This window comes from Paenibacillus sp. HJGM_3, assembly GCF_045062745.1.
In the GTDB taxonomy this organism is placed as follows: Bacteria; Bacillota; Bacilli; order Paenibacillales; family NBRC-103111; genus Paenibacillus_AA.
On record NZ_JBJGED010000030.1, the window covers coordinates 1 to 21,783 of the forward strand.

Genomic DNA, 21,783 nt, shown 5'->3' on the forward strand with positions numbered 1-21,783 from the left:
GCACTCGCTAGAAGCGTACCCTGTGTGTTGTTGCGCCAGCGGTCGAAAGTTGCTCCATTGTACCCCATACCGGGGACCAATCCGCTTTGAGCATCTGCTGCATTACTTCCCGTTAATGTTACAACGTCAATCAAGTTCCCGTTTGAATCCCACTGCCTCATGTTCCCACCCCTCTCTTTGCCTGTGCATTAATCTGTGCAATTTGCACCTTGGTATTGTTGTCCATTTCCTTTAATGCAGCCGTTTGTTGGAACTTCTGCGCTTCTTGCTTCTCCTGCATCTGTGCTTGCATCTCCGCTTCCTGCATCGGATCAACCGGAGGAACTTGCTGTGCCGCCTGAGCTTCGAGATCCTTGAGCAACCGTTCTTTAAACGGCACGACATTCTTCGGCGCGTACTTCAGATACTGGTCAAACGTGATGAATTGCGCTTCCAGCATCTTATCGAGGCTCGCCATCATGAGCGATTCCGAGTATTTGGAGGACGGCCCTACGTCAATCTTGAGGTTCATGTCGATGTCCTTGTACAGCGACCCGTTGAAATTTGCCGGTTGAGTGTTGCCATCGTCATCCTTGACCATGATTCGCCGCGTGACGTTGTACTTGACCTTCCAGAACTCTTCCCAGATTCTTCCTATGTCCTCGATAAACTGGTAAAACCGCCGCTTGATGGACTCGATCGGCACGCCTGCCGCTTGTTGAAGCATCATGATTGCTGAAGCGTTCATATCGGCGCTCGGTGCTTCGCCGGTCGCGGCATCGTTCGCCCCGGTCATTTGGCGTGTGTAGTCGATAAAGCTGTCTACAAGCGCCTGTGCCTGGCCTGTGGTGCTTCCTGGCGTCAGGTACTCAACGCCCTTTTGTCCAGGGGGCGAGTTATCCTTGATCATTTCACCTGGAACGTTGAGAACGAGGGCCGGATCAATCGCCTGTGCCTTATAGACCAACTTCGGCCAGCCGGTGAGTTGCACAGAAAGCACCTGCATGGCCATGAGGAAGTTAATGGACTTCTGATTAGGGATGAGTCCTTCCGTGTCGCCTACGCCAAAGAACGAGCGTTTCCGGCGTTTCCATTGCATCGCCGCGATCGGATATAGCTTCATCATCGTGTCTGTGTCCTTCTTGATTACGATGCCGCTGCACACCTTCTTGAACCAGATTGTTTTGCCTTTTTTCCAGTAGTAGGTTAGCACCGTGACCTTCTCGGCGTCCTGCAGCTCGGTTTGTGCACCGTCATATCCTTCGTCTTTTGTGTCCTTGTCGGGCTTTATCATCGCAATCATTGGGCCGGAAACACCATTACGACCGGCGTACTCCTTGACGCTTTTAAGCTCTTCACGGCTAGACACAATGTTGTACGGCTGCTTCTGTACATGGCGACATTGTGGATTGCCGGGAAAGAAGTTCATGGGGTCAATGAGTTCCCCGCACATCTCGTTTTTCTCTGCGTCCCAATAGTAATGCACCAGTCCGGTTCCCCGGTTCGAGCCGTCATCGAGCATTTCCTCGTTCATGTCGTCTTGCTTGAGACGTTCCCACGTCGTTTCCGCGTATCGGGTGAACAGGTCGGAGGCGTCTTCATTGTTCGGGTCGTCGGTGCTAAATACCATCTTGACTTGTTCGGCCATGACCGTGGATACCTTATGCGCTTCAATCAGTTCGATGATATTGAACACCGGTCGCGGCAGCGCCTTCGTTTTCTCCGTGGCGGTCGGCCATTGATCCCCAGCCTTGAATCGCTCATACTCCGGCCATTTGTCCAGGAACCGCATCCGGCGTTTGTAATTCAACCCGGCCTCGTACTTCTTCTGTACCTCTTGTGCTTCACCGGTTACGGCTTGCATCGCTTCACCTCCTCTCACGTCTTCTCAGGTCCGTTTACCCATTCGTTAAGGGTGTTAGCGCCCAACAACTCTTTGGCGACCTGTTCGGCATTCTGTATCGTCCTGAACGCGTCAATCTGCGCTGAATTCAACTGCTCAGGCTGATTAGTGTACTTACTCAGCAACAGGCGAATCGTGGCATTGATCTGCTGCTTTGTTTCTTGTTCAAGATCCGGCAACTCCAACAGCTTGCCGATCGCGTGAATCTCGTTCACCATTGCATAAACGCTCCTTGATTCGGTTCCTCGGTTCGGAACGGGAATGGAGTCGGCGCTTTTTCTCTCTCCGGGAAGTCGCCGCTAAAATAAATAAAGCGATGCAGCGCTTGGCTCATCGCGTCAACCTGGTCGTCATTCTTGCCCTTCGGGAAACTCGCAGCTTCCTCCACAAAATCATGCACCCATTCCTTGTGGCGCGGTAGGAACACGTTACCCGATTCGATGTAGGCCGATACCGCATTCACCCGGGCCACTTTACCGCCCTCGGGATTAATCGGGATGATCCCGCCAATCTCATTGTGCAGCGTGGAGATGATCGCGGAACCGTTCGCCTTATCCTCAACCAGTTTCCAACCGGCATCCGGGTGCTTAGCGGCCATGTTGCGGATGCTTTGAATGGTTGCGGGGAAGTTCATGCGTGCCCGTACCTGGTCGATGAGGTACATGTTCGCCCGACTCTTCCCCCACACTTGAATGACTACATAATCGCTGTCATCCTCATCCTTGAATGCGGCGTCTATGCTGATCAGCTGGCTTGCGATGTGCGGCAAGGTATCGTAATACTGCCACCACTCACGCTTCAGCATGTTCCCCTCTTGGCTCGTTGGACGGCCTTGATACAATGCGTTGAAGCTCGACGGGTACGCCTTGCGCTCCTCCACGAAGTCACGGCCATATCGTTCCGGCCATAGCGGTTCGCCTAGTTCGCGTTGCAACGGGTTGCCCTCTTGCTCCATGTGCATCTCGTCGCATTCCAGTGGGAGGTTGATCACCTTCCATGGCAGCGGTTTGCCGTACATCGGATCGAGCAGCCGCCCCCACAAATCATCCTCATGCCATCGCGTGTTAATCAGAATCACAATCGCGCCTGGATGAATACGTGTTGAGATGGAGTCTTGCCATTCTTGCCACAACTTCTCCCGATACGTCTCGCTGTTCGCTTCCTCGCGGTTCTTGATCGGGTCATCTATGATAATCAAATCGCCCCAGGATGAACCGGTTACGCCGGACATAACACCGCGTGACATCATGCCGCCGCGTGTCTTACGGCCATCCTTGACGATGGACCATTCACCCTTGGATTGACTGTCTTTCGCTACCTCAATGCCAAATAACTCTTTGCCGTGGAGGATTACCTTGTCTTTGTTACGACCGCCGAACTTCTCGGCAAAGTCGCTGTTATAGCTGATCTCGATTACGCCTTCATCCGGGAAGTGTCCGAGGAAATAGCTCGGCAATGTCTCGGTCACGTGCATCGATTTCCCATGCTGTGGTGGTACGGACAGCAGAATGTATTGCGTCCGAATCGGGATCTCACCGTCGAGCATTCGTTTGCGCTGCTTGATTGCATGGTCCAACTCATTGGCGATATATTCGCCGTGATGTGTATAGCCGTACATTGTCGCGTGGGTGTATCGCACATACGCATAATAGTTCTGCGCCGCTTGATACTTCTCTTCAGCCTCCAGCAGCGCTAGGAGCTCCATTTCCTCGGCGGCGGTTAAGCTCATCGATCCTCGCCCTCCGTTCGTCTGGGCTCATGTTGGTGAGGTCCGTGTTTGTGTTATCGAGCCCGCCACTAACACCGAATTGACCAGTTTTGCCGCCCGTCATTAAGGCGTGCTTGTCGTAGATGGTCCCGATAAACGTCGATATCTGTCCCAATGGCACCGCACTGATGTTGGCTAGTGCTTGTTGCAGTTCAATTGCTTTCTTCGGGTCCAAATCGGAATCACCGACCATGTCGGACAGTTCGTCTAATTTACGATTAGCATCTAAGGCCAGCTCAATCCGTTTATCGGCAAGCCCCAAAGCCTTATCCATGCTGTTCCATAAACGATCGATGAACTGCATTCTTTTCTGTTCTCGCAAATTCTCAAGGTTGTCAGGTTGTTCCTTGCTAACCTTGTCTACACTTGCCCATGATACGCCCACTTCCTTTGCTACTGCATTCTTTGCCATGCCCGTGGCTAACAGGGCCTTTATGCGCTCTTTGGTGCTGTCATCCATGCTGACTCCTGTAGCCATTCCCTCTCATCTCCTCTCTCGGCCATTTGCCTTTGTGTTGCAGATAGGTTGGACCACCTCCGCGCCGCAGCGCCTTCAGTCTGTATCCTCGTCATCGCGTAACACGTCATATAGCACATACATTGCGTACTGAAACCACAGTAAAGCTAGAATCGCAAATAGGGATACCACATCATAGAGGTTATCCACTACGGCCTCCGGGCTGAAGCCCTGAGCATATTCAGTCGATTTGAAGCAAAACAAAAAGCACCCGAAGGTGCTTAGAATAACTTTTTCAACTTTTTCGCCATGTAGATCTCGCCAGCTTTATAGAGCATAGCATCCCACGACTCGAAGTTAGTTTTTTCGTTTACGAATGTATCAACCATGTCTCGTTGGTTAGCCAACATGTCCTCGAACGATCCGTCCGGCAATGCTTCTAGGAAAGCGTCGAATGAGTTGAATTCGGTGTATTGTTCCATAAAAGCTTCGTTCAACAACGCCTGAACAGGTACTTCTTCCTCCGATTGTTTTTCGATGTCCTTCGCTATTTTCTTAAGGTGCCTTTCCAAATCCCTGAACCCATTATTTGGCATTCCGCCACCTCCCAGGACTATTTTCCCATAGGGAGTAAAGGTTTGCAATGGTATTGGGACTAAGCAAAGAGACACCCTCGCGCGGAGAGTGTCCCTGTGGCCCTGGGGTGGGCTATGTGATGTGCTGGTGGCACTGGTCACCTATTTTAGAGACGGTGTGAACGTTGACCGCGCGAGGGATCGTCTGCCCGTTCATCACCTGTCCCCATGGTACAACTATACACTACATATAGTGCAAATAGGGTGCAAATAAAGTGCAATTACGCTACAGGTGCCGCTTGCTTCGGATGGTCAACGAACCTTAGCACGATGTGCATCTTGTCGAGGCTTCGGCCATGGATCGTCTTCACGGTACGCTCGCTGTGTGGGGTCCGTTGACTGATTTGCTGCATCGTCAGTCCTTCCATCCACTTGAGCGTGATCACGTGCCTCTCGTCGGCGGTGAGCGAGTCTAGCGCGATATCCAGCCATTGTACCGTGCTTCGCAAGGACTCGTACTCTATCGTGTCTTGATGCGTCCATTCGCCGGTCAGCGTCGGCGCTCTCGATCCCGATCCAGTACCCATCGGCATGTCACTGTACAAGGTTACGCGGCATCCCGCAGCGTGGAATGGGTTATGTGCGCTTTGGTAGAGGTTCACTCGCTCATAGGCCATGACAGCCGATTTGAACGCCTTATAGAACTTTAGGCATTCTATGATTTGTTCCCGGTTCATTGTCTTCACCTCCGTAATCTCGATTTAATCACCATCGCTAAACTTAGGATTAAAAGGCCGTAAAAGATAGTTTCAAACACTTATTCGGCCCCCATTACGCTTCGCTTCATTGAGCGGATTCGGTCGGGGCGATGCTTTTCAGTTCAACCCCGCAATACGGGCAGTAGAAGCAAATGTGCCCTTGAATATACCACGTTCGATCAGAACCTTTGCCCCATGTGTATATTTCAAGGTCGAGCCCTGGTATGTTTCGATCACATGAGTGCAGAACTTTCACCTTGTACACCGCCTATAGGATATTGGGGAGACCACCTTCGGCCTCCACTTCGTTAAGCTTATTCGGTCGTTCCGGTGGCCTTCGGCAAGTTATCAAACCTCTGCAACTTGTCATAAGCCCACGCCTTGACTTTCGTTTTCAGCTTCATACGCTCGTCTCTGGTTATGATGCCGTCCGATTCCATGCTTTCAAGCGCCATCATGTATTTGCACACTTCATTGTCAATTTGTTCGGGTTTCATGGTTTTGTCCTTTCTTCGATTCGACCGAATCAGCGCGAGCCGTATCAGGATTTTATTCAGTTTTTGTTTGGGGAGAGGGAGCGCGCTAGGCTCCCCACCTGTATTTTACTTTGACAAATGGCGTCCAACGGTATCCGTTCATGTACACCCGTTCTCTTACGAACCAACGGCCGGCCGCATGATCCCATCGACCAAACGAGAGTGCAAACATTTACGCCGCCTCCTCACCGAACAAGTGCTTCTCCAACACTTCTATTCGCTTAATCGCCTCTTCGAATTCCGCTCGCGATACTTCAGCTTGAACGCCTGGTGTTTGATCAGCCATTCCCACGTTTGTCTCGTCGGGAAACTGGCTCAACGCAGGCGCTTCGGCAGCAGGAATTGGATTGTCTTGAGGCTCGGTAGCAGCAACTTCATCTTCGCCACGAAAGGGAGTCACCGTTTCAAGAGGTGGTGGGGTGATCTGATTTTCCGGTGTTTGTCGTGCGTTGAACCGAGCCAAAAGTTCGTCGGCTGTCTTGTTTCGCAAGCTGGCAACACGTTCTTGCAATGGTTGGCTAGGTGCGGTGTATTCGGCCGGCTTTTGTGCCTTCTCAGCGGCTTCCAGCTTGGTTGTCAATTCGGCAATTCGATCGTTCGCCATGTTCAACAGAGTTTGTGTCTGGTTCTGAACAAGTTCAAGTTCCCTGATTCTTTCCTCAAGCATTTCTTCGTCCTGCGCCCATTGTTCTTCCTTGGCTGCTTGTTCCTCGATTGTCCTTTTTGCCTCTGCTAGTTGGTTTTCCGTCTCTAGCCCCTGCTTGGTCATCAAACGAATCTTTTCGTCTTTCGCCGCCATCGCTTCGTTATGTTCGTTGTGTTGTGTTTGGAGCAACTCCCGTGCGACTTCGACTAGGATTTGATTGAACTCCTGCTTTCGCCCCTCGTACTCATGAATGCGCTCACCCTCGAATGGCTGTGGCTGGATCGACTCGAAGAGTTGCAGGCCGAGTATGTATTCCTGCAGTCCATCCAATTGCTGGATTTGCTTCTGTTCACGGTGTGCCTTCTCTTCCTCCGCTTTCTTCAGCGACTCCAGTTCGAGGTTCTTCTCACTCAACCGGTTCCGCACCACGTTCAACTCATCCTCGATGCGCCGGTACTCCGGTTCAATCTGATCCATGCGCTCCAACTTCGCCGCGAGTTCCCGTTCCGTCTCTTCCAACCGCACGATATCCATCAACAACTCTTCCATGTTCACCCTCCAAAAATATAGTTTTTTCAATCTTCCGAATCGCGTGAATGTTCAATCTTATTATAGCATATTTTGGCTATTCCGACTAGTGAAAATCCAGTAATGACGCGGGTTTAAGCGATGTTATCAGGTGGTCGAAATGGTCGTTTCTTCACCTCCTTAACGCTCGGTTTCGGCCGCTTACGATCACCCAGGTACAGTACTTTTGACGTTGGTTGAATGCGCATATTCACACCACCTTTCTCTGACGCTCTACAAGGCTCTTAGGCGCGTTTTTACGCTTAGGAATAGTTTGACATGGTACATCCTTAACGATGCCTACAAATCGATTCTGTGCATCCACAGCTATATGTCCGTTGCCGTACTGGTGGTACGCTACGATATTCATCCGGCTACCTCCTCGATCTCAAATTCAATCCCCGGCTGCTCGGCATAGCGTTTCTGGGCCGTGCATTTGACCACCAAATTGTCATCCTGCCATACGATCTTGTTCGCGGCGTCGAAAAAGCCTTTGATCAGATTGTCGATGTCCGGCCTTTTTTGGTGCGGGCGTCCGTTCATCTCGAACTGCTGGCGTTTGGACCCACTCGATGGAATGGGCATCCAGAAGGTCATATTGACCGCTACAGGCGTTTTCATAGGCTCGGGATACATTTCCCTTAGCTTGTATCCGATTTCGTTCTTGTAGCTCAAATAGGCCATTGCGCTCTTGTCCATGAACTTGCCCTTTTGCGTCATTCGTACCGCGCCTCTGGGGGCGATTTCGATGTAATTGCTCACTTGGTCTCCTCCTCATCCGGTACCTCTACCCAGGTGATGTTGTCGTACAGGTGTTCAACTCGCTTTTTCTCTTTCTCCGTCCTCGGATTGCCCAGCTTCTTGCCCTTGTAATAAGCCTGGAATCTCATCGGATCAACCTCCATTCCACGTTTTTGAATGTTTCGCTGATGGGTTTGATGTCTAAGTAGGTGAATTCGGAGGTATAAGTGCGGCCGTTGATGGTTAGTTCGTATCGGTCATAGGGTACGTACCATTGTTCCTTCGCTTTCATGCCCCTTCACCGCCTTTCAGACATGTTTTGATCTTGCCGATCGGTACCCCGTACCGAAGATGGTATTCCTGGATGAATTGTCGCTCCGTTAGATGGTTCCACACCCGCCGCATGTCGCGGACGCTTTGGTCAATATCTGGGTTACGGTCGTATACTTTGATGTCTCTTTTGCGGAATCGGTAGGGTTTCATTGGATTCGGCCTCCATCCCTTCGGGATTTAGTATTTCGGACGACTCGATGGCCATTCGGCCTATGCCGATACTTTAGGCGTGATCTTTGCCACTTCTTTGCGAACGAAGTCTAGCCAGTCTCTCAAATTGTAAAACTCGTTTTTACGATCAATCAGTCCACAACTGAACGCCCATATAACATCAAAGTCATACCAAGTAGATAAGGGTTCGTGCTTCTTTTCGGGGTCAGCCGTATAATCGCATTCCTCGAAGTACTCTTCCCCGTCTACATCGACTGCCTGGATCTCGTCATTTGCACAATACACATAATCCTGTGTACCTTCTTCGTAGCTCCCAGACTCTAGCACTAAGGTGGGTTTACCGCATTTCGGGCAAACCCTTGCAGCATCCATCTCTTCCTGCAATTCCAACTGATTGGCACACCATACCTTTGCGAGCGAGACCGGTATTCGTGTTTTCTTCGCGTAACTTACATGGTCATCGTAGAGTCCCATTATCCTTACCTCCGATTATTTAATCATGCTCCCGACCGCTTATAGCGTCTCGGCTGCTCGGCTACCAACTCATTGGCGATCCCGGCGAAAAACTCGGGCATATAGGCCGCAATCGCCTTATTGGTGACCCCCAACGCTTTGAGATTGGAGATCATGTCTTGCGTGATATATTCCACTTTGGCTTTGACTAGGGGCCTGTAGCCTTCTGCGGTTTGTTCTAGTTCGAACTTTTCGTATTTGGTGAGCAATGCCACCTACCTCCAATTACTTAGCTTGTTCGCTTGGCAACCGTTCGAGATTCCCGTTCTTCTCTCCACGAAACGTGGTTATCGTCCTGACGCCGTTGCGAGCTGCGTTAAAGGCCATCACATCGCCCACCATCTTGTCAAACTCGTACCGAACCGCCCCATCTTTGTACAGAATGTCGTGATGTTCAAGGAAATTCTGGGCCATTGCGTACCCTCGGTGTTGGTCGAATTTGAACGGCTTTACGCGGGCTAGGTTGCCTTGCGCGTAATTCCTCGCGATTCCGATCCGTCGGGCTTCTGCGTCAAAGAACACGTATAGCTCTATTTCCTTGTTCACGCAGTCCAACATTCGCCGGAGGGCGGCATTCAAGCAAAGCCGCCCCATTTTATCCACTGTGATCATTGGCTCTTCAATCTTGGAATCACTGCTGTAAGGTATAAAGGCCATCCGTTCATTCCTCCTAAAGTGTTGTTATAGTGTTAATCGCTGGACGATTCCACTTCGCACACTTTGGCCCAAATTTATTTTTAAACTGCTCTAAAGCCTCCTGCTGCCACTCGGCTATCATCCGCGCGTTCTCGGCCCGGATCTCGGCAATCAGTTGGTCATAGTCGATATCGTCGTTCATGCGCCCTCCCGCATCCGGTAGTTCAGCTCCCGGCCACCGTCCAGTTCGACCCGGAAGTCTCGGCACATTTCGTTGATCCGGCTTCCCAACGCTTCGTCAATGTCAACTAACTCGCTGATTTTACGTTCGGACGAAATCATGATTGGCATTTGCTCCATGTACCGATAGTTGATGACCTCGTACATTTTTCTGATTTCGTAAGCGGATGGAGTGTTTGGCGGCTTGAATAGATCGTCTATAAACAAAACTTCGACCTTCTGCATCTTCTCGATCCTCGCCTTGTTGATCTCCTCCTTGTGCATGTCGTTCTTCATTTCCTCGATGCACTGGACGAACGGGGCATATAACACCTCAACACCTTCCGACAAGAGCGCATTCGAGATTGCCGTGAGCAGATGAGTCTTTCCACTTCCCGGTTTTCCGAGTAGACATATGCCGTTATTCGGAGTCGTTCGGATGTCGGCAAACCGGGAATGGTACGTCCTTGCTTTCCGGTAGGCAGCTCGTACCGGATCGGCGAGATATGAAAGGTCGAAGCTATCGAATGTACGTTTCTGAAAAGCCCAGGTAATTTTGCTCGATTGGAACAAAGCATCGGTCTGCTCCTGATTCTTCCGTTTCGCTACACAGTCGCAGATGTGCCAATGATCCATCATCACTTCGACCAGTTCACCCTTAACCGTTTGTTTGACCGGCCGTTTTACGAAGTATCCGTCCTCGTCCCGGCATTCGTTACATTTGTATTGAGGTGTCGTCCCATCGACCAGGGTAGATTTTTGACTCTCCCGGTACTTTTGCGCTTTCTCTCGCATTAAGTCCAGATCCGCTTGCGTTAGCGAATCCTTTATGCTTTTCCACATCGGCTTGTCCACCTTTCGGAAATGGTTTGACCTTTTCTAAATGTTTGGCCCACCGTTCGTATGCAGCGACAGAGCAGTAGGAGAAAGTTCGGATTTCATCGCGCTCGTACTTCGGTTGAAATTCCTTAAATGATCGATCAATAGAGGCTTTAATAAATTCGACTGGAATCTTGGCGGCAACTAGAATCTTGATCTCGTGAAAATCGCTTGAGGATGCATCCATAATTCCGCGATGTTTGCAATAATGCTTTTCAATCTCATAAGACCGCTTCATAATTTCCGAATCGGGTAGACTGGCCTCTTCTTCTTCTGTATTTAAGGTTGTTTGTAAAGAATGTATTTCTTCTTGGGCGGTTTCGCCCATACCACCATGGGCGGTTTCGCCCATAGTTCCTTGGGTGTTATCGCCCTTGGGCATTATCGCCCTTGGGTGATTTCGCCCATGGGCAGTTTCGCCCACCCATTGTTCATAATCCTTGTTGAATTGGATCACCCGGGCCTGTCCACCGGACACCTTTTGGAATATGATCTTGCGTTCCTCCAGATCCTTCAGTTCCCGTCGAATATTGCGAATATCCAGTTCTGTGGCCTGTTGGATAAAGCTCAGAGATAGTTCATGTTGTTTTCGATTGAACCCGTATGTATATCTCCAAACTACGAACAGTATCCGGTATTGAGTCGGGCTTAGTTTAATCCGGGCCATCTGTTCCAGGATTTCGTCAGCAATTTTCGTGTAACCGTGTTCTGGCTGGACGTTAGCCATCCATCACACCACCTTATTGTGAGAAGCTGCCAGGTTTTTCAAATCGCGTAGGATGATCTCCGGGGTATTAACAATCTCCGAACCTGTATAACGTAAAATCACATATCCAAGCTTTTGGAATTCTCGGTCTCTCTTTTTGTCTTTCGCTGCTTGTTCTTTTGTTTTTTCGTGGAATTCATGGCCGTCACATTCGATTGCAACTTTAAAATTTATGGAGTCCTGTATTACGGTAATGTCAGCATGGTAAGGACCAACTTCTTCCTGTATTAAAACTCTCATATCTGTTGCACCCATTGAATCTCTGAATTGGATGCATTGTAAAACTGCGATCTTTTCAATTGGTGAACAGTTCTCTATTGTTTTTAATACTCCGTACACGTAGTCCATGTGATAAGTGATAAACTCTCTTCTGTACCATTCCCAATCCTTTGCCACGTTGTCACCGCCTTTCTTGAACCCTTTTGGTTTGTATCCAGAGACTCATAGCTTTAGGGAACCAATATAGTCTTTCTATTATGGTCAATGGGATCGGCCTCCGCTTCGCTGAGCATATTCAGTCGATTGATGGCCTGTCGGCCTGCTAAGTAACGTTTTATTCATTTTGTTTCGTTGAGTAGTTCTTCTAACATCTGTTCGACGCGTATTCTATCTTGTTGTAATTTCCTTACGTTCGCCTCAAGTTCCAGTATCTCCGATAGAATTGCAGACAGTTCTTCTTCCAATTTGGCTATTTGGCTCATGTTCTCACCTATTCATTTTTGATTCGATTAAACGAAGCATTCGCTTTATTACGATGTGCCAGAACATTAATTTGGTTGTGACCATAAAACCGATAAATAGTTCAGTAAGACTCATGTCCACCCGCCTTTGATTTTGATCTTGCCGAAGGCCCTCGATCGACCGAATCCGCTCAGGACGCCAGTCCGGGGGCCGTAGGGGTTCTAGGGGCTAAGAGAATAGAATCGTATTATTCGGCTTGGGCTTCCAATAGTCTCTTATACCGGATACCTTCCGGCGTTTGATCAAGGTAATGATGGCAAGCGATGCAGGAGTCCAGCAGATCCGCCGCCGTTGTTCGATGATTCAGGCGCTTCCGAGAGGTGATATGCGCCATCTGTTGGGCCGAGGCCCCGGAACATCGCTTCTGGACTTCACAGATGCCCCGGGATCGCGTCCGAACCTCTTTCCGCACCTTAGCCGTAATTTCACCTAATTGTCGCTGAGACAGCCTTATACGCGTCTTGGCGAGTTGCTTCTCTTTGGGGTAGGGGTGGAACTCTAGTGATAGATTCATAGGACACCTCAGAACGTCCAACGGCCGGTAACAATGGTACGATTCATGCGGATTGTTCCTCCTCATTTGTTGCGGATTGTTGAGACTCAGCCAATTTCGTCTGCAGAAGGCCGTCCAACTTTGCGATAAAGTCCTGTGCGCTTGTTTCTGTCAGATTGCGCTGGTTGGATCCGTAGGTTTTCATGAGCTGCGCATCCATCGATGCTTCCTTAAATCCAAGTTGCTCCCATTTCTCCTTGATCACCTGCAAGGTATCGCTCTTGACGACCTCAGCGCCTGTTTCTAGCCATTCCAGGAGTTTCTTTCCGGTATCCATACCCGGCTTGAAATATTGCCCGTCAAACAACCCTGTGCGGTCTTTAGAGGCCGATGCAGAATGATTCAGTGCAACGTCCAGCATGACAGTGAATTCATATTCCATGCCGTCACGTTGAATTGGAGCCAACCCGACTTTGCGAATTTCCGTTTTGCCATTGTCGTTCTTCTCCTGCACATATTCGGTCTTGGCGCGCATCGTGCAGATAATGTGGCATTTGCTTTGCAGGATTGTGTTGACGAGCGCATTGTGCTTTGGTGTCACCTCGCGCCATGCAGTGTAGCTATTACCGCTTCTAGATGCTGCCGCTGCCGCCGATTGAATGTCGAGGATTCCACCCTCACCCGCCCAAGCGTGAGAGAGCGAGTCTATGATGATCACGTCGAATCCGTTGTCCTCGAACAGCTTAATGGCTTGAATGTACTTATCCGGAGTAAACGGTGCTTCGATCGGGATCACGCTGTAATCCCCCAGGTGCGCGTACAAGTCTCCGCTACCGTTTTCCGTGTCGATCATCCCGACCTTGCTCCAATCCCCTGTGATGCCATACGCGATGTTAAGACTGCTGTACGTCTTCCCGGCCCCACTAGGAGCGCTGATACCCAAGCGCAATTTTGCTTTCTTACGTTCCGCTTTACGAATTTGCATTGTCTTCATCCTCCAATTCTCTTTTGGTCACTTCGATTCGAGCGTACTTGTAACACTCTTTATCTACGGGCGCGTAGTAGGCGTTCAGGAGCCATTCTGAGGCCTCGCCAATGTCTTTAAAGGTTATGGCTGCGTCCAGGTCTGTCGTTAGCCCAGACGCCCCACGATTGATGTAGGAGCCGCTATATTGCTTATGTGCGATCGCGATGCGAATTTTCGTTTGCATATTCTTCACATCCGTTTTTGTGATATAATTTCAGGTGAATCCATTCGAGAGGGTTCAACCGGCTACTGGTGCAAACAGTAGCTTTTTTCTATTTTTCAGCAGGATCATGACTTGGCGTTTGTTTGATCGGTGCAACTTGGCTAGGTCGAGTAGTGTCACGTTGCATTCTCCCTTTCTGCGCGATGTGTTGTTCCTTCAACTCCCGCACTCTCGCGTGATAGGCGTCTACGGCCTCTTGTGTCCAGTCCCGGCGATAGTTGGGGTTGGTGATCATACGATACCCCTTTGGGCGAACACGAGGTCTACGGTGCTTTTGAACGAGGGCTTTACCGTGTGCGACTTACACGTGACGCTGCCGTCCTCCGCAAATTTCAGCACCTTCACCCGATCGGCGTTATGGGGGCGTATGGCCGATGTGTCCGTGACTTGCCAAAAGGTTTCGTTGTCGAACTGGATGGTTCTCATGCTGTTTCCTCCTCGTCACCCTCAAATTCGTGTACCCACTCCATCAATTCTTTTGCCAGCGCCTTAGCTTCCGGTACCGAGATTTCATGGGTTAGTCCGATTCCATCCATCTTCACTTCCACGTTCAGTACCTTTGCGTCCTTATTGCGGTTGTAGAGTATTTCTGAGATGTACTTTCCAGTACGGTTAACAGTGATCATCCTGCTTTCCTCCTCTCATAGCCTTCCAACGCCTGGAGGCGTTCCACCTCAAGTTCAACCTCGTCGATCTCATCCAGCGCCTCGCGTGTCTTGTGTGCCAATTCCTGCAACTCCATCAGCGTGCTAAGGCCGCTGTGATTCTTGTGCAGGATGTCGTGCAACTTCTCGATTACGTTTCTTGCCGCGTTCATGGTCATTGGTTTTCTCCTCTCAGCCGCTTCAATGTCTCCCGGGCGCGATCTCCACCATCGACATGGATTTCACTCGTCCCATGTAAGATTCCATCCCAGTTATAATCAGCCGCGTACCATTCCAGTGTCTTTTGTGCTTCCTCTAGCTGCCTTTTGTAGTCGTCGCACATTTTGATTAATTCGTGCTCGACGTCCTTCGCTGTCTCTAGCTGAGATACTAGGGAGGCTAACCATTCAGGAGCGTTGGAAAGCAGTTGTAAGTTGTTTCGCATTTCGACAGTAGCGATTACTTCGTCCGCGACTCCAGTGAAAACGGTAATGTATGGTTTGATCGCATGCTTCCCTTTCCACGTTCCCGGCGTTGCCTTGCTCAGCGCTTCTTTGATCTCGTTCAGGTTCATCGGCCTTCCACCTTCTCATTCCACAGTTTGCGGAGCCGATCCATTTCATCGGGCCGGTATACAGGCTTTTGGTATTCGAACCGCTTCTCGGCCCAGATCATCTGTACCGTTTCCCGTTCCTCTTTCGTGAGGTGATCGTCTTCGTAAAGCATCGTTTTCATCCTCCAGCTCATTTATTTGGTTGATCAGGTATTGTACATATTGTTCTTGGGTTGTTAGTTGATGTTCTAGGAGGGTTATTCTTTGGAGTAGGGGATTCATTGGCGGCCTCCGTCCTGCGGACTAAGCGGATTCGTTCGTCTCGGTGGCCTTCGGCAAAACAATTTCGACATAACCCTGATCGAGCATACCTTGAAGATGATCTTCGTATATCTCGATGATTTCGCCTGGATTGTGATCGTCATGATACCCAACAGGCCGTAACACCCTTACGATGACTCTTTTTCGCTCGTCTTTCATTTCGCTTCCTCCAATGAGTTATGCCGGAACGCTCTCCGAATCCTCAATGATTTTGAAAAACTCGCTTGCTTTCATTTCCACGAATCCGGTAGGTGTTACCTCGGGAGCAGGGTCAATCGAACAGTAGAGGATTCGGTTTTGGTCGAATAGTCTGCTCCTGTATCGGCCGCCCATCACCTTGCAGTACATAATGACCATTGGCTTTCGCTTCACCTCTAACCCGGATTCTTTCAGTGACTTAACCCACGTCTTACCGATCTTCGAAGTGGATTTGATCTTCCTTAATCCGTTGTCGTGCTGCGCGCCAAGTATGTTTTTGAAATTCTCAGCGTCATTTCCACTCGGCACGATGTAGAGCGCGTCATCTGCGGCATAATACTCATCGGATTCAATGCCGTTTTCACTCGTAAACTTTTTTACAAAATCTCTGACCAGCTTCGAATTTTCTTTATACGCAAACCAATGTTGATGGAGCGGCGAGTGCTCTGTAACGATAAAGTATTTTTCCATGTTCACTTCTCCTTAGGTTTGATCTTGCTTCGATTTCGACCGAATCCGCTCAGCGATAGCGGCGGCCGTAGATTGTTGTTTAAATATGACTAAGGGTCATGCTATGATAGTGCCGTTATGCATCTTTAGCGTTTGAAGCTTTGTTTTGCTTGGATTGATCGAGGCGGTTTAGGATATCACTAAGGTGCTTATGGTTCTGGGACAGGGTTGAGGCGGAAAGTTTGATGTTCATCGTTTCACATCTCCTTTAAGATGCTGTTTTGTTCTTTTGATTCGAAACGAATCGTTTTTCTTCAAAAAAAAGATTCCAGTCGAAATGTAGCGCTGCTGCGATCTTTTTAGCCAACTTAACGCTTAATCCTCTACCGTTTTCGATGTTAGAATAAGCACTCCGACTAATACCGGCCAACTTAGCAACCTGCTCCTGAGTGAGCTTCCCCCGAATTTCAATAAGCCAAGTCCGAGGCATCAAGTATTGAGACATTAGGTATTCACCTCCTTGATTCGTATCGAATCATGTTATAAGCCTATAATAATGATTCATAACGAATCTGTCAAGGGGTTTTTATTCTTAACGAATCAAAATTGAAACGTTTCGATTTGAAGCGTTATAATATCTTAATGAAGCAAAAAAAAGGAGGCTCAAAAGTGATCGGCGACCGCATAAAGAGTCTACGGAAAGGGAAGGGTTTGACCCAAGAAGAAGCAGCGAAAAGATTAAAAATGATACGAAGCACTTATTCGAATTACGAAAACGGCAACAGAGAGCCAGACTTCGAAACTGCTGAGAAGATAGCAGAGTTTTACGGAGTTGACGTCAATTATTTATTAGGAAAATTCACCAATGATCAAGCGAAGAACGCTGTGTTAGAGGCATACACTCGCTTGCCGCAAGATAAGAGAAAAATCATTGATGAAATGATTAAAGCACTATCTGAGTAGGTTCTCTAATGATTCGATAATCTCAGAGAAATCAACATCATTCAGGGTTTTAATTTGCTCAAGTAGCACTCTTTGTTTGTCAGAGGACAAGTCTTCCATAAGTCTGAGTATCGCTTCAAAATGAATCGATTTTGTCATCGCTGCATTCCCCCATAATCATCCTGTGGATTTAATATTATCAGAAATGCGAACTTGAGAGAATGTATGTTCGCATTTTGATTAAAAAATTTTTGTTGAGGGGTAAAAAATGGCCTTCCGAGTCGGGAGAGTCCTTCTAAACCCTCGTCTAAAGGAACGTGGCCTAACACAAGAAGACCTAGCCCGACATATGAAGGTATCACAATCATACATTTCCCAGATTGCAAGGAACAAGAAACCGCTTTCTCTTGAATTTGCAAGAAATGTAGCTCACTTTATTGGTTGTGAAGTGAACGATCTTGTTATCTGGGAATGGGTTGACGAGGACGAAGAAGGCGAGTAGAAATACTCTCCCCGGCCCGAATATAACCCAGAGGTTATTTTAAAGACAGTAAATACCCCTTCATAGTTTTCCATTCACCATGATGCCGGAAGGGTACACTTGTCTCTAACTTGTATAGGCAGTTTACCACTCTTTTAAATTTTGGAAAAGAGAAATCTTGTCGAATCACCGTCCAAATTGATGCATTTTGTATCGACCTGTTTCATGTTGCCGAGTATCGGGTAAATATGTAATTTGTAAATTATCAGACAATTTAATTATAACAAGGTTTGTAAGGTTTTTATTTAGGAACAAACTCCTAACTTTATGGACAACTCCACCCAAAGCATGGACAATTGGAATTACACATAGATGATTTTGATCAAACTAGAGCCATTCCATAGAGGAGGAACTATGAGAGCTGTCGCCTACATCCGGGTATCCACTGACGATCAAGTTGATGGATACTCCTTAGAGAAGCAAGAAGAGGAATGTCTTCGATACATCAAGCAAAACGGCTATCAGTATATAGAGACGTTTATGGACGATGGCTATTCAGCCAAGGACATGAAACGACCGGCTCTGCAACGAATGCTGTCCGAGATCCCGAATCGATCCTTTGACATGATCGTGGTTTGGCACACGGACCGGTTAACCCGCGATATCATCGACGGTCTGACGATGGTTAAGACACTGTTCAACAAATACGGCATCAAGTTCGCATCTGTGACCGAGGATATAGACACATCGTCGTATGATGGCATGATGATGTTCACCATGCGGCTCATGATGGCCCAAAGGGAGCGCGAACGCATCGGGGAACGGGTAAGTATGGCATTGACCCGTAAAGCCTCTACGGGCAAACGTGTGAACCTGGGAGCCATATATGGATACGATGTGACGGGCGGTCGGTTGGTGGTCAACCCACAAGAGGCGGATGTTGTCCGTGATATTTATCAACATTATGTGTATAAGGGCTGGGGATACGGGAAAATCGCCGCCCACTTGAATGAATCAGGAGTACCGGCGAAGAAGACGCAATGGAACGCTTCCACGATCAAAGGAATACTCAAGAACATCACATACACAGGGATGAATGAGTGGACGCCGAAGAACGGGACGCCCATTGTGACCCAAGGCGATCATGAAGCCATCATAGACGCTGAATTGTTCACCCTCGCCCAGACGCAGCTAAAACGCCGTGGATCGCTCGAAATGTCCCGTAGTAGTTACCACTACCCCTTCTCTTCCATCATCAAATGTGGGGCCTGTGGCGCTTCCTATACGGCCTCCTACACGCGTAAGCCGGTGGACAAGTATGGGTATTGCAATTACCGCTGCTCGAATAAGAAGGCGGGCCTGTGCCATGAGCCGGACATAGCGGAAATCAAGTTCGCTAAGTTGTTCTTTGAGTTTTTCTCCAGGGTGACGATTGAACCCGAACCCTATACACCTGCGATCAGTGAAGACGTGGTGAAGCAAGCCGAGAAAGAACGGAAGCGAATCGAACGGGAAATAGTGAAGTTGGACAACCGGAAGAGTAATTTGTTGGACATGCTTGGGGATAAAATCATCACACGCGAGGACTACAAGAAGAAGGTCGAGGAAATCAATCAGTCGTTGACGAAACTGCAAAATGACTTGAATGTGTTGCAACCGAAGGAAGTTGCGGTTACGCGGTCGCCTGATGAAGTCGTGGACATGATTCGGAAACTCGAAGATAACTGGATGGCAATGCCGAACGAGGACCGGAAATTTATCATTCAAATGTTGTTCAAACGAATCGTCATTCAGAAAACTGAAAATGAATGGGTCATAAAAGAAGTGGAGCCAGCCTAAGCCAGCTCCACTTTCTTTGTAAGTCGGAATGGCGGGGATCGAACCCGCGACCTCACGCACCCCAAGCGTGCACGCTACCGCTGCGCTACATCCCGAAATCTCCGGGGTTTCCTATGTCCTGACAGGCTGCGCCATACCCCGACGATTCAGCGGTGCAAAAACGATTATACTATAGAGGGACGCCCCCTTGCAATCCTTTCCTTCCCCGCGAACACGAAGTCACGGATGCAGCAGCACTTTCGCGACCGGCCCCGGGTTCGAAATCAGCCGCTCGTACCAGGCCCCCGCCTCCTCGAACGGCGCCTTGACGACCCACGCCTCGTCCATGCGGATGCGGCCGTCGGCGATCCATTGCAGCGCAGACTTGAAATTCGCCGCCGAATAGGCGAACGCCCCGACGCAGACGATCTCGCTGCGGATGATGTGGTTTACCGGCAGCGTCGAGTCCGCCTCATGCAGGCCGGTGAAGATGACCCGTCCGCCGTAGGCGACGCACTCGATGCACTGCGTGCGCGTAGCGCCGGCGCCCACGGCATCGACGGCGACGTCTACCCCCTCTCCCCCGGTCAGACGCTCCAGCTCCTGCTTCACGTCGACCTCGAGCGGGTTCAGGGTCACCGCCCCCAGCTCGGCCGCCAGCGCGAGCCGCTCCGGATTGCGGTCGACCGCATAGACCGCCGTCACCCCGTGCGCCTGCATCGCCTGCAGGGCGAACAGGCCGATCGGCCCGAGGCCGACGATGAGGACGCGGTGACCGGGCTGCGCCTCGGCCAGCTCGGCCGCCCGGACTCCGCAGGCGAGCGGCTCGACATAGGTGCCCTGCTCGAACGTGACGTGGTCGGGCAGCACATGGACGGAGCGGGCCGGTACGGTCACATACTCGGCGTTGCTGCCCGGCAGCGCGGCGCTCAGCAGCTTGCGGTTCACGCACCGCTGCTGCTGCCCCCGCTCGCAGGCACTGCAATGCCCGCACGTGACGAGCGGGTTCGCGGTCACGCGGACGCCCGGCTGCAGGTGCGGGAAGAGACGGCCTGCACGCTCCCCGATCTGCTCGATCGTACCGGAAAACTCATGGCCGAAGATCATCGGCGGCTTCCGCAGAGAGTTGTGCCCGAGATAGCCGCTTAGCTCCGAGCCGCAAATGCCGGAGTAGACGACGCGGATCAGCACCTCCTCTTCCCCGGGGACCGGCTTCGCCGTCTCCCGAACGTTCATCTGACGGGGACCGTCGTAGTACAAGGCTTTCATCATGCAGCTGCCTCCTTGTAGGTAGCAAGAATATTTTCTGTAATGCCGAACGTAAATCCGATATTTCAAAATGTCGCCCCTACTGTACCACGGTCCCCCGACGCCGTCAATAGAGCAGCCCGCCCCGGACGGAAAAAAGCCGCACGGCATCCCGTACGGCACATTCCCTATTTCTGAATTCAATTAAGACTCGAACCCTTGCGGCTTGCGAACGTGCCAATCCCAGGCTGTCTGAATGATCGTCTTCAGGTCCGCATACTTCGGCTGCCAGTCCAGCTCCCGCTGCGCCTTGGCTGAGGAGGCGATGAGTACGGCCGGGTCGCCCGCGCGGCGTGGAGCGGCGACCGCCGGGATCGGATGGCCGGTCACTTCGCGTGCGACATCGATGACTTGCTTCACGGAGAAGCCCGTGCCGTTGCCCAAGTTGTAGACACCGCTCTCGCCCGTCTCCCGCAGCCGTTTCAGCGCGAGCCAATGGGCGTTCGCCAGATCCATGACGTGAATGTAGTCCCGCACGCAAGTGCCGTCCTCTGTCGGATAATCGTCTCCGAAGATCGTAATGTGCTGCCGCTGACCCAGCGGTACTTGCAGGATCAAAGGGATCAGGTGCGTTTCCGGCTTATGATCCTCCCCGATAGAATGATCCGGGTAAGCGCCGGCTGCATTAAAATACCGGAGCGAGATCGACTTCAGCCCGTAAGCCTGCTCGCACCAGCGGAACATCCGCTCCATAGCGAGCTTCGTTTCACCGTAGGGGCTCGTCGGCTCGGTCGGATCGCTCTCCTCGATCGGGACCCGTTTCGGCTCCCCGTACGTAGCGGCTGTGGAAGAGAACACGATTTTATTCACACCATGGCGCACCATCGCTGAGACGAGCACATGCGCGCCAATCAGATTGTTGTCGTAATACTCGAGCGGCTGCTGCACACTCACCCCGACAAGCGATGAAGCCGCGAAATGAATGACCGCTTCGATCTCATGCATCGCGAACAAATCGTCCAGCAGCGCAGCATCGCGCAGATCTCCCTGCACGAAGACTACGCCGTCCGATACCGCTTCCTTGTGGCCTGTCACCAGACTGTCGATGACTACGACCCGCTCCCCTTGCGCGAGCAGTTCCTTCACCGTATGGCTGCCGATATAGCCGGCTCCTCCGGTTACCAAGATGGCCATCCC

The 21,783-nt window shown here is 50.4% G+C and carries 34 protein-coding genes and 1 tRNA gene; 3 read left to right on the forward strand and 32 right to left on the reverse strand.

Going from position 1 to position 21,783, the window contains the following annotated elements; genetic code table 11:
• Positions 1-157 precede the first annotated feature (157 nt).
• The 29 genes from ACI5FR_RS26560 to ACI5FR_RS26700 all read right to left on the reverse strand — a co-directional run bounded on the left by ACI5FR_RS26560 (position 158) and on the right by ACI5FR_RS26700 (position 16,602).
• Complete coding sequence (locus ACI5FR_RS26560; RefSeq protein ID WP_405460093.1) at positions 158-1,843, reverse strand: portal protein; 1,686 nt, start codon at positions 1,841-1,843, stop codon at positions 158-160.
• Between the two features lie 14 nt (positions 1,844-1,857).
• On the reverse strand, positions 1,858-2,100 hold the full coding sequence (locus tag ACI5FR_RS26565) for a hypothetical protein (protein WP_405460094.1): 243 nt from the start codon (positions 2,098-2,100) through the stop codon (positions 1,858-1,860).
• Positions 2,094-3,611 carry a phage terminase large subunit gene (terL, locus tag ACI5FR_RS26570; protein WP_405460096.1) on the reverse strand — a complete coding sequence of 506 codons (1,518 nt, stop codon included), beginning with the start codon at positions 3,609-3,611 and terminating at the stop codon, positions 2,094-2,096. Before terL ends, ACI5FR_RS26565 begins: the two co-directional genes overlap by 7 nt.
• Positions 3,559-4,128, reverse strand: coding sequence for a hypothetical protein (locus tag ACI5FR_RS26575; protein WP_405460098.1), 570 nt, complete (start codon positions 4,126-4,128; stop codon positions 3,559-3,561). Before ACI5FR_RS26575 ends, terL begins: the two co-directional genes overlap by 53 nt.
• 260 nt (positions 4,129-4,388) lie before the next feature.
• On the reverse strand, positions 4,389-4,703 hold the full coding sequence (locus ACI5FR_RS26580) for a hypothetical protein (RefSeq protein WP_405460100.1): 315 nt from the start codon (positions 4,701-4,703) through the stop codon (positions 4,389-4,391).
• Positions 4,704-4,963: 260 nt separating this feature from the next.
• Positions 4,964-5,419 carry a sigma factor-like helix-turn-helix DNA-binding protein gene (locus tag ACI5FR_RS26585; protein WP_405460102.1) on the reverse strand — a complete coding sequence of 152 codons (456 nt, stop codon included), beginning with the start codon at positions 5,417-5,419 and terminating at the stop codon, positions 4,964-4,966.
• Between the two features lie 335 nt (positions 5,420-5,754).
• Positions 5,755-5,937: a hypothetical protein gene (locus ACI5FR_RS26590; protein ID WP_405460104.1), complete on the reverse strand. Its 183-nt coding sequence runs from the start codon at positions 5,935-5,937 to the stop codon at positions 5,755-5,757.
• Between the two features lie 211 nt (positions 5,938-6,148).
• Entirely contained in the window at positions 6,149-7,171 is a 1,023-nt protein-coding gene (locus ACI5FR_RS26595) for a coiled-coil domain-containing protein (protein ID WP_405460107.1), read from the reverse strand.
• A gap of 229 nt (positions 7,172-7,400) precedes the next feature.
• The gene (locus ACI5FR_RS26600) at positions 7,401-7,559 is read right to left on the reverse strand and encodes a hypothetical protein (RefSeq protein WP_405460110.1); all 159 of its coding nucleotides are present in this window, start codon (positions 7,557-7,559) and stop codon (positions 7,401-7,403) included.
• Positions 7,556-7,951, reverse strand: coding sequence for a RusA family crossover junction endodeoxyribonuclease (locus tag ACI5FR_RS26605; RefSeq protein ID WP_405460112.1), 396 nt, complete (start codon positions 7,949-7,951; stop codon positions 7,556-7,558). Before ACI5FR_RS26605 ends, ACI5FR_RS26600 begins: the two co-directional genes overlap by 4 nt.
• Positions 7,948-8,079 (reverse strand): hypothetical protein, encoded by a 132-nt coding sequence (locus ACI5FR_RS26610; protein WP_405460114.1) that lies wholly within the window; start codon positions 8,077-8,079, stop codon positions 7,948-7,950. The genes ACI5FR_RS26605 and ACI5FR_RS26610 overlap by 4 nt, the downstream gene beginning before the upstream one ends.
• A 139-nt stretch (positions 8,080-8,218) precedes the next feature.
• Positions 8,219-8,413 (reverse strand): hypothetical protein, encoded by a 195-nt coding sequence (locus ACI5FR_RS26615; protein WP_405460117.1) that lies wholly within the window; start codon positions 8,411-8,413, stop codon positions 8,219-8,221.
• A 60-nt stretch (positions 8,414-8,473) separates the two neighbouring features.
• Positions 8,474-8,908 carry a hypothetical protein gene (locus ACI5FR_RS26620; protein ID WP_405460120.1) on the reverse strand — a complete coding sequence of 145 codons (435 nt, stop codon included), beginning with the start codon at positions 8,906-8,908 and terminating at the stop codon, positions 8,474-8,476.
• A 23-nt stretch (positions 8,909-8,931) separates the two neighbouring features.
• A complete protein-coding gene (locus tag ACI5FR_RS26625; RefSeq protein ID WP_405460123.1) occupies positions 8,932-9,156 on the reverse strand; it encodes a hypothetical protein in 225 nt (74 codons plus the stop codon).
• A 16-nt stretch (positions 9,157-9,172) separates the two neighbouring features.
• A complete protein-coding gene (locus tag ACI5FR_RS26630; protein ID WP_405460125.1) occupies positions 9,173-9,604 on the reverse strand; it encodes a hypothetical protein in 432 nt (143 codons plus the stop codon).
• A gap of 13 nt (positions 9,605-9,617) precedes the next feature.
• Positions 9,618-9,785 (reverse strand): hypothetical protein, encoded by a 168-nt coding sequence (locus ACI5FR_RS26635; protein WP_405460127.1) that lies wholly within the window; start codon positions 9,783-9,785, stop codon positions 9,618-9,620.
• Positions 9,782-10,597: a DnaA ATPase domain-containing protein gene (locus tag ACI5FR_RS26640; protein ID WP_405460129.1), complete on the reverse strand. Its 816-nt coding sequence runs from the start codon at positions 10,595-10,597 to the stop codon at positions 9,782-9,784. The genes ACI5FR_RS26635 and ACI5FR_RS26640 overlap by 4 nt, the downstream gene beginning before the upstream one ends.
• Complete coding sequence (locus ACI5FR_RS26645; RefSeq protein ID WP_405460131.1) at positions 10,518-11,408, reverse strand: replication protein; 891 nt, start codon at positions 11,406-11,408, stop codon at positions 10,518-10,520. The genes ACI5FR_RS26640 and ACI5FR_RS26645 overlap by 80 nt, the downstream gene beginning before the upstream one ends.
• 3 nt (positions 11,409-11,411) lie before the next feature.
• Complete coding sequence (locus tag ACI5FR_RS26650) at positions 11,412-11,843, reverse strand: endonuclease domain-containing protein (RefSeq protein WP_405460134.1); 432 nt, start codon at positions 11,841-11,843, stop codon at positions 11,412-11,414.
• A 902-nt stretch (positions 11,844-12,745) separates the two neighbouring features.
• Positions 12,746-13,666, reverse strand: a complete 921-nt coding sequence (locus tag ACI5FR_RS26655; RefSeq protein ID WP_405460137.1) for an ATP-binding protein — start codon at positions 13,664-13,666, stop codon at positions 12,746-12,748.
• Positions 13,653-13,892, reverse strand: coding sequence for a hypothetical protein (locus ACI5FR_RS26660; protein WP_405460140.1), 240 nt, complete (start codon positions 13,890-13,892; stop codon positions 13,653-13,655). Before ACI5FR_RS26660 ends, ACI5FR_RS26655 begins: the two co-directional genes overlap by 14 nt.
• A 270-nt stretch (positions 13,893-14,162) precedes the next feature.
• Positions 14,163-14,357 (reverse strand): hypothetical protein, encoded by a 195-nt coding sequence (locus tag ACI5FR_RS26665; protein WP_405460141.1) that lies wholly within the window; start codon positions 14,355-14,357, stop codon positions 14,163-14,165.
• Positions 14,354-14,557, reverse strand: a complete 204-nt coding sequence (locus tag ACI5FR_RS26670; RefSeq protein WP_405460144.1) for a hypothetical protein — start codon at positions 14,555-14,557, stop codon at positions 14,354-14,356. Before ACI5FR_RS26670 ends, ACI5FR_RS26665 begins: the two co-directional genes overlap by 4 nt.
• Positions 14,554-14,754 (reverse strand): hypothetical protein, encoded by a 201-nt coding sequence (locus ACI5FR_RS26675; RefSeq protein WP_405460146.1) that lies wholly within the window; start codon positions 14,752-14,754, stop codon positions 14,554-14,556. The genes ACI5FR_RS26670 and ACI5FR_RS26675 overlap by 4 nt, the downstream gene beginning before the upstream one ends.
• Entirely contained in the window at positions 14,751-15,149 is a 399-nt protein-coding gene (locus tag ACI5FR_RS26680) for a hypothetical protein (protein WP_405460148.1), read from the reverse strand. The genes ACI5FR_RS26675 and ACI5FR_RS26680 overlap by 4 nt, the downstream gene beginning before the upstream one ends.
• Positions 15,146-15,301: a hypothetical protein gene (locus ACI5FR_RS26685; protein ID WP_405460149.1), complete on the reverse strand. Its 156-nt coding sequence runs from the start codon at positions 15,299-15,301 to the stop codon at positions 15,146-15,148. The genes ACI5FR_RS26680 and ACI5FR_RS26685 overlap by 4 nt, the downstream gene beginning before the upstream one ends.
• A 130-nt stretch (positions 15,302-15,431) precedes the next feature.
• Positions 15,432-15,608, reverse strand: coding sequence for a hypothetical protein (locus tag ACI5FR_RS26690; RefSeq protein WP_405460152.1), 177 nt, complete (start codon positions 15,606-15,608; stop codon positions 15,432-15,434).
• Between the two features lie 18 nt (positions 15,609-15,626).
• The gene (locus tag ACI5FR_RS26695) at positions 15,627-16,118 is read right to left on the reverse strand and encodes a hypothetical protein (protein ID WP_405460154.1); all 492 of its coding nucleotides are present in this window, start codon (positions 16,116-16,118) and stop codon (positions 15,627-15,629) included.
• A gap of 247 nt (positions 16,119-16,365) precedes the next feature.
• On the reverse strand, positions 16,366-16,602 hold the full coding sequence (locus ACI5FR_RS26700) for a helix-turn-helix transcriptional regulator (RefSeq protein WP_405460156.1): 237 nt from the start codon (positions 16,600-16,602) through the stop codon (positions 16,366-16,368).
• 164 nt (positions 16,603-16,766) lie between these two features.
• On the opposite strand from ACI5FR_RS26700, the gene ACI5FR_RS26705 reads away from it, so the two are divergent.
• From ACI5FR_RS26705 to ACI5FR_RS26715, 3 genes are all read left to right on the forward strand, one after another.
• A complete protein-coding gene (locus ACI5FR_RS26705; RefSeq protein WP_405460158.1) occupies positions 16,767-17,060 on the forward strand; it encodes a helix-turn-helix domain-containing protein in 294 nt (97 codons plus the stop codon).
• 247 nt (positions 17,061-17,307) lie between these two features.
• Positions 17,308-17,541: a helix-turn-helix transcriptional regulator gene (locus tag ACI5FR_RS26710; RefSeq protein ID WP_405460159.1), complete on the forward strand. Its 234-nt coding sequence runs from the start codon at positions 17,308-17,310 to the stop codon at positions 17,539-17,541.
• A gap of 393 nt (positions 17,542-17,934) precedes the next feature.
• Positions 17,935-19,359, forward strand: a complete 1,425-nt coding sequence (locus ACI5FR_RS26715) for a recombinase family protein (RefSeq protein ID WP_405460162.1) — start codon at positions 17,935-17,937, stop codon at positions 19,357-19,359.
• A gap of 23 nt (positions 19,360-19,382) precedes the next feature.
• Here the strand turns inward: ACI5FR_RS26715 and ACI5FR_RS26720 are convergent.
• The 3 genes from ACI5FR_RS26720 to galE form a co-directional block, all read right to left on the reverse strand.
• A tRNA-Pro gene (locus tag ACI5FR_RS26720) sits at positions 19,383-19,454 on the reverse strand.
• Positions 19,455-19,578: 124 nt separating this feature from the next.
• Positions 19,579-20,610 carry a zinc-dependent alcohol dehydrogenase gene (locus tag ACI5FR_RS26725; RefSeq protein WP_405460163.1) on the reverse strand — a complete coding sequence of 344 codons (1,032 nt, stop codon included), beginning with the start codon at positions 20,608-20,610 and terminating at the stop codon, positions 19,579-19,581.
• Positions 20,611-20,790: 180 nt separating this feature from the next.
• The gene (gene galE / locus ACI5FR_RS26730) at positions 20,791-21,780 is read right to left on the reverse strand and encodes a UDP-glucose 4-epimerase GalE (RefSeq protein WP_405460164.1); all 990 of its coding nucleotides are present in this window, start codon (positions 21,778-21,780) and stop codon (positions 20,791-20,793) included.
• Between the last annotated feature and the right edge of the window lie 3 nt (positions 21,781-21,783).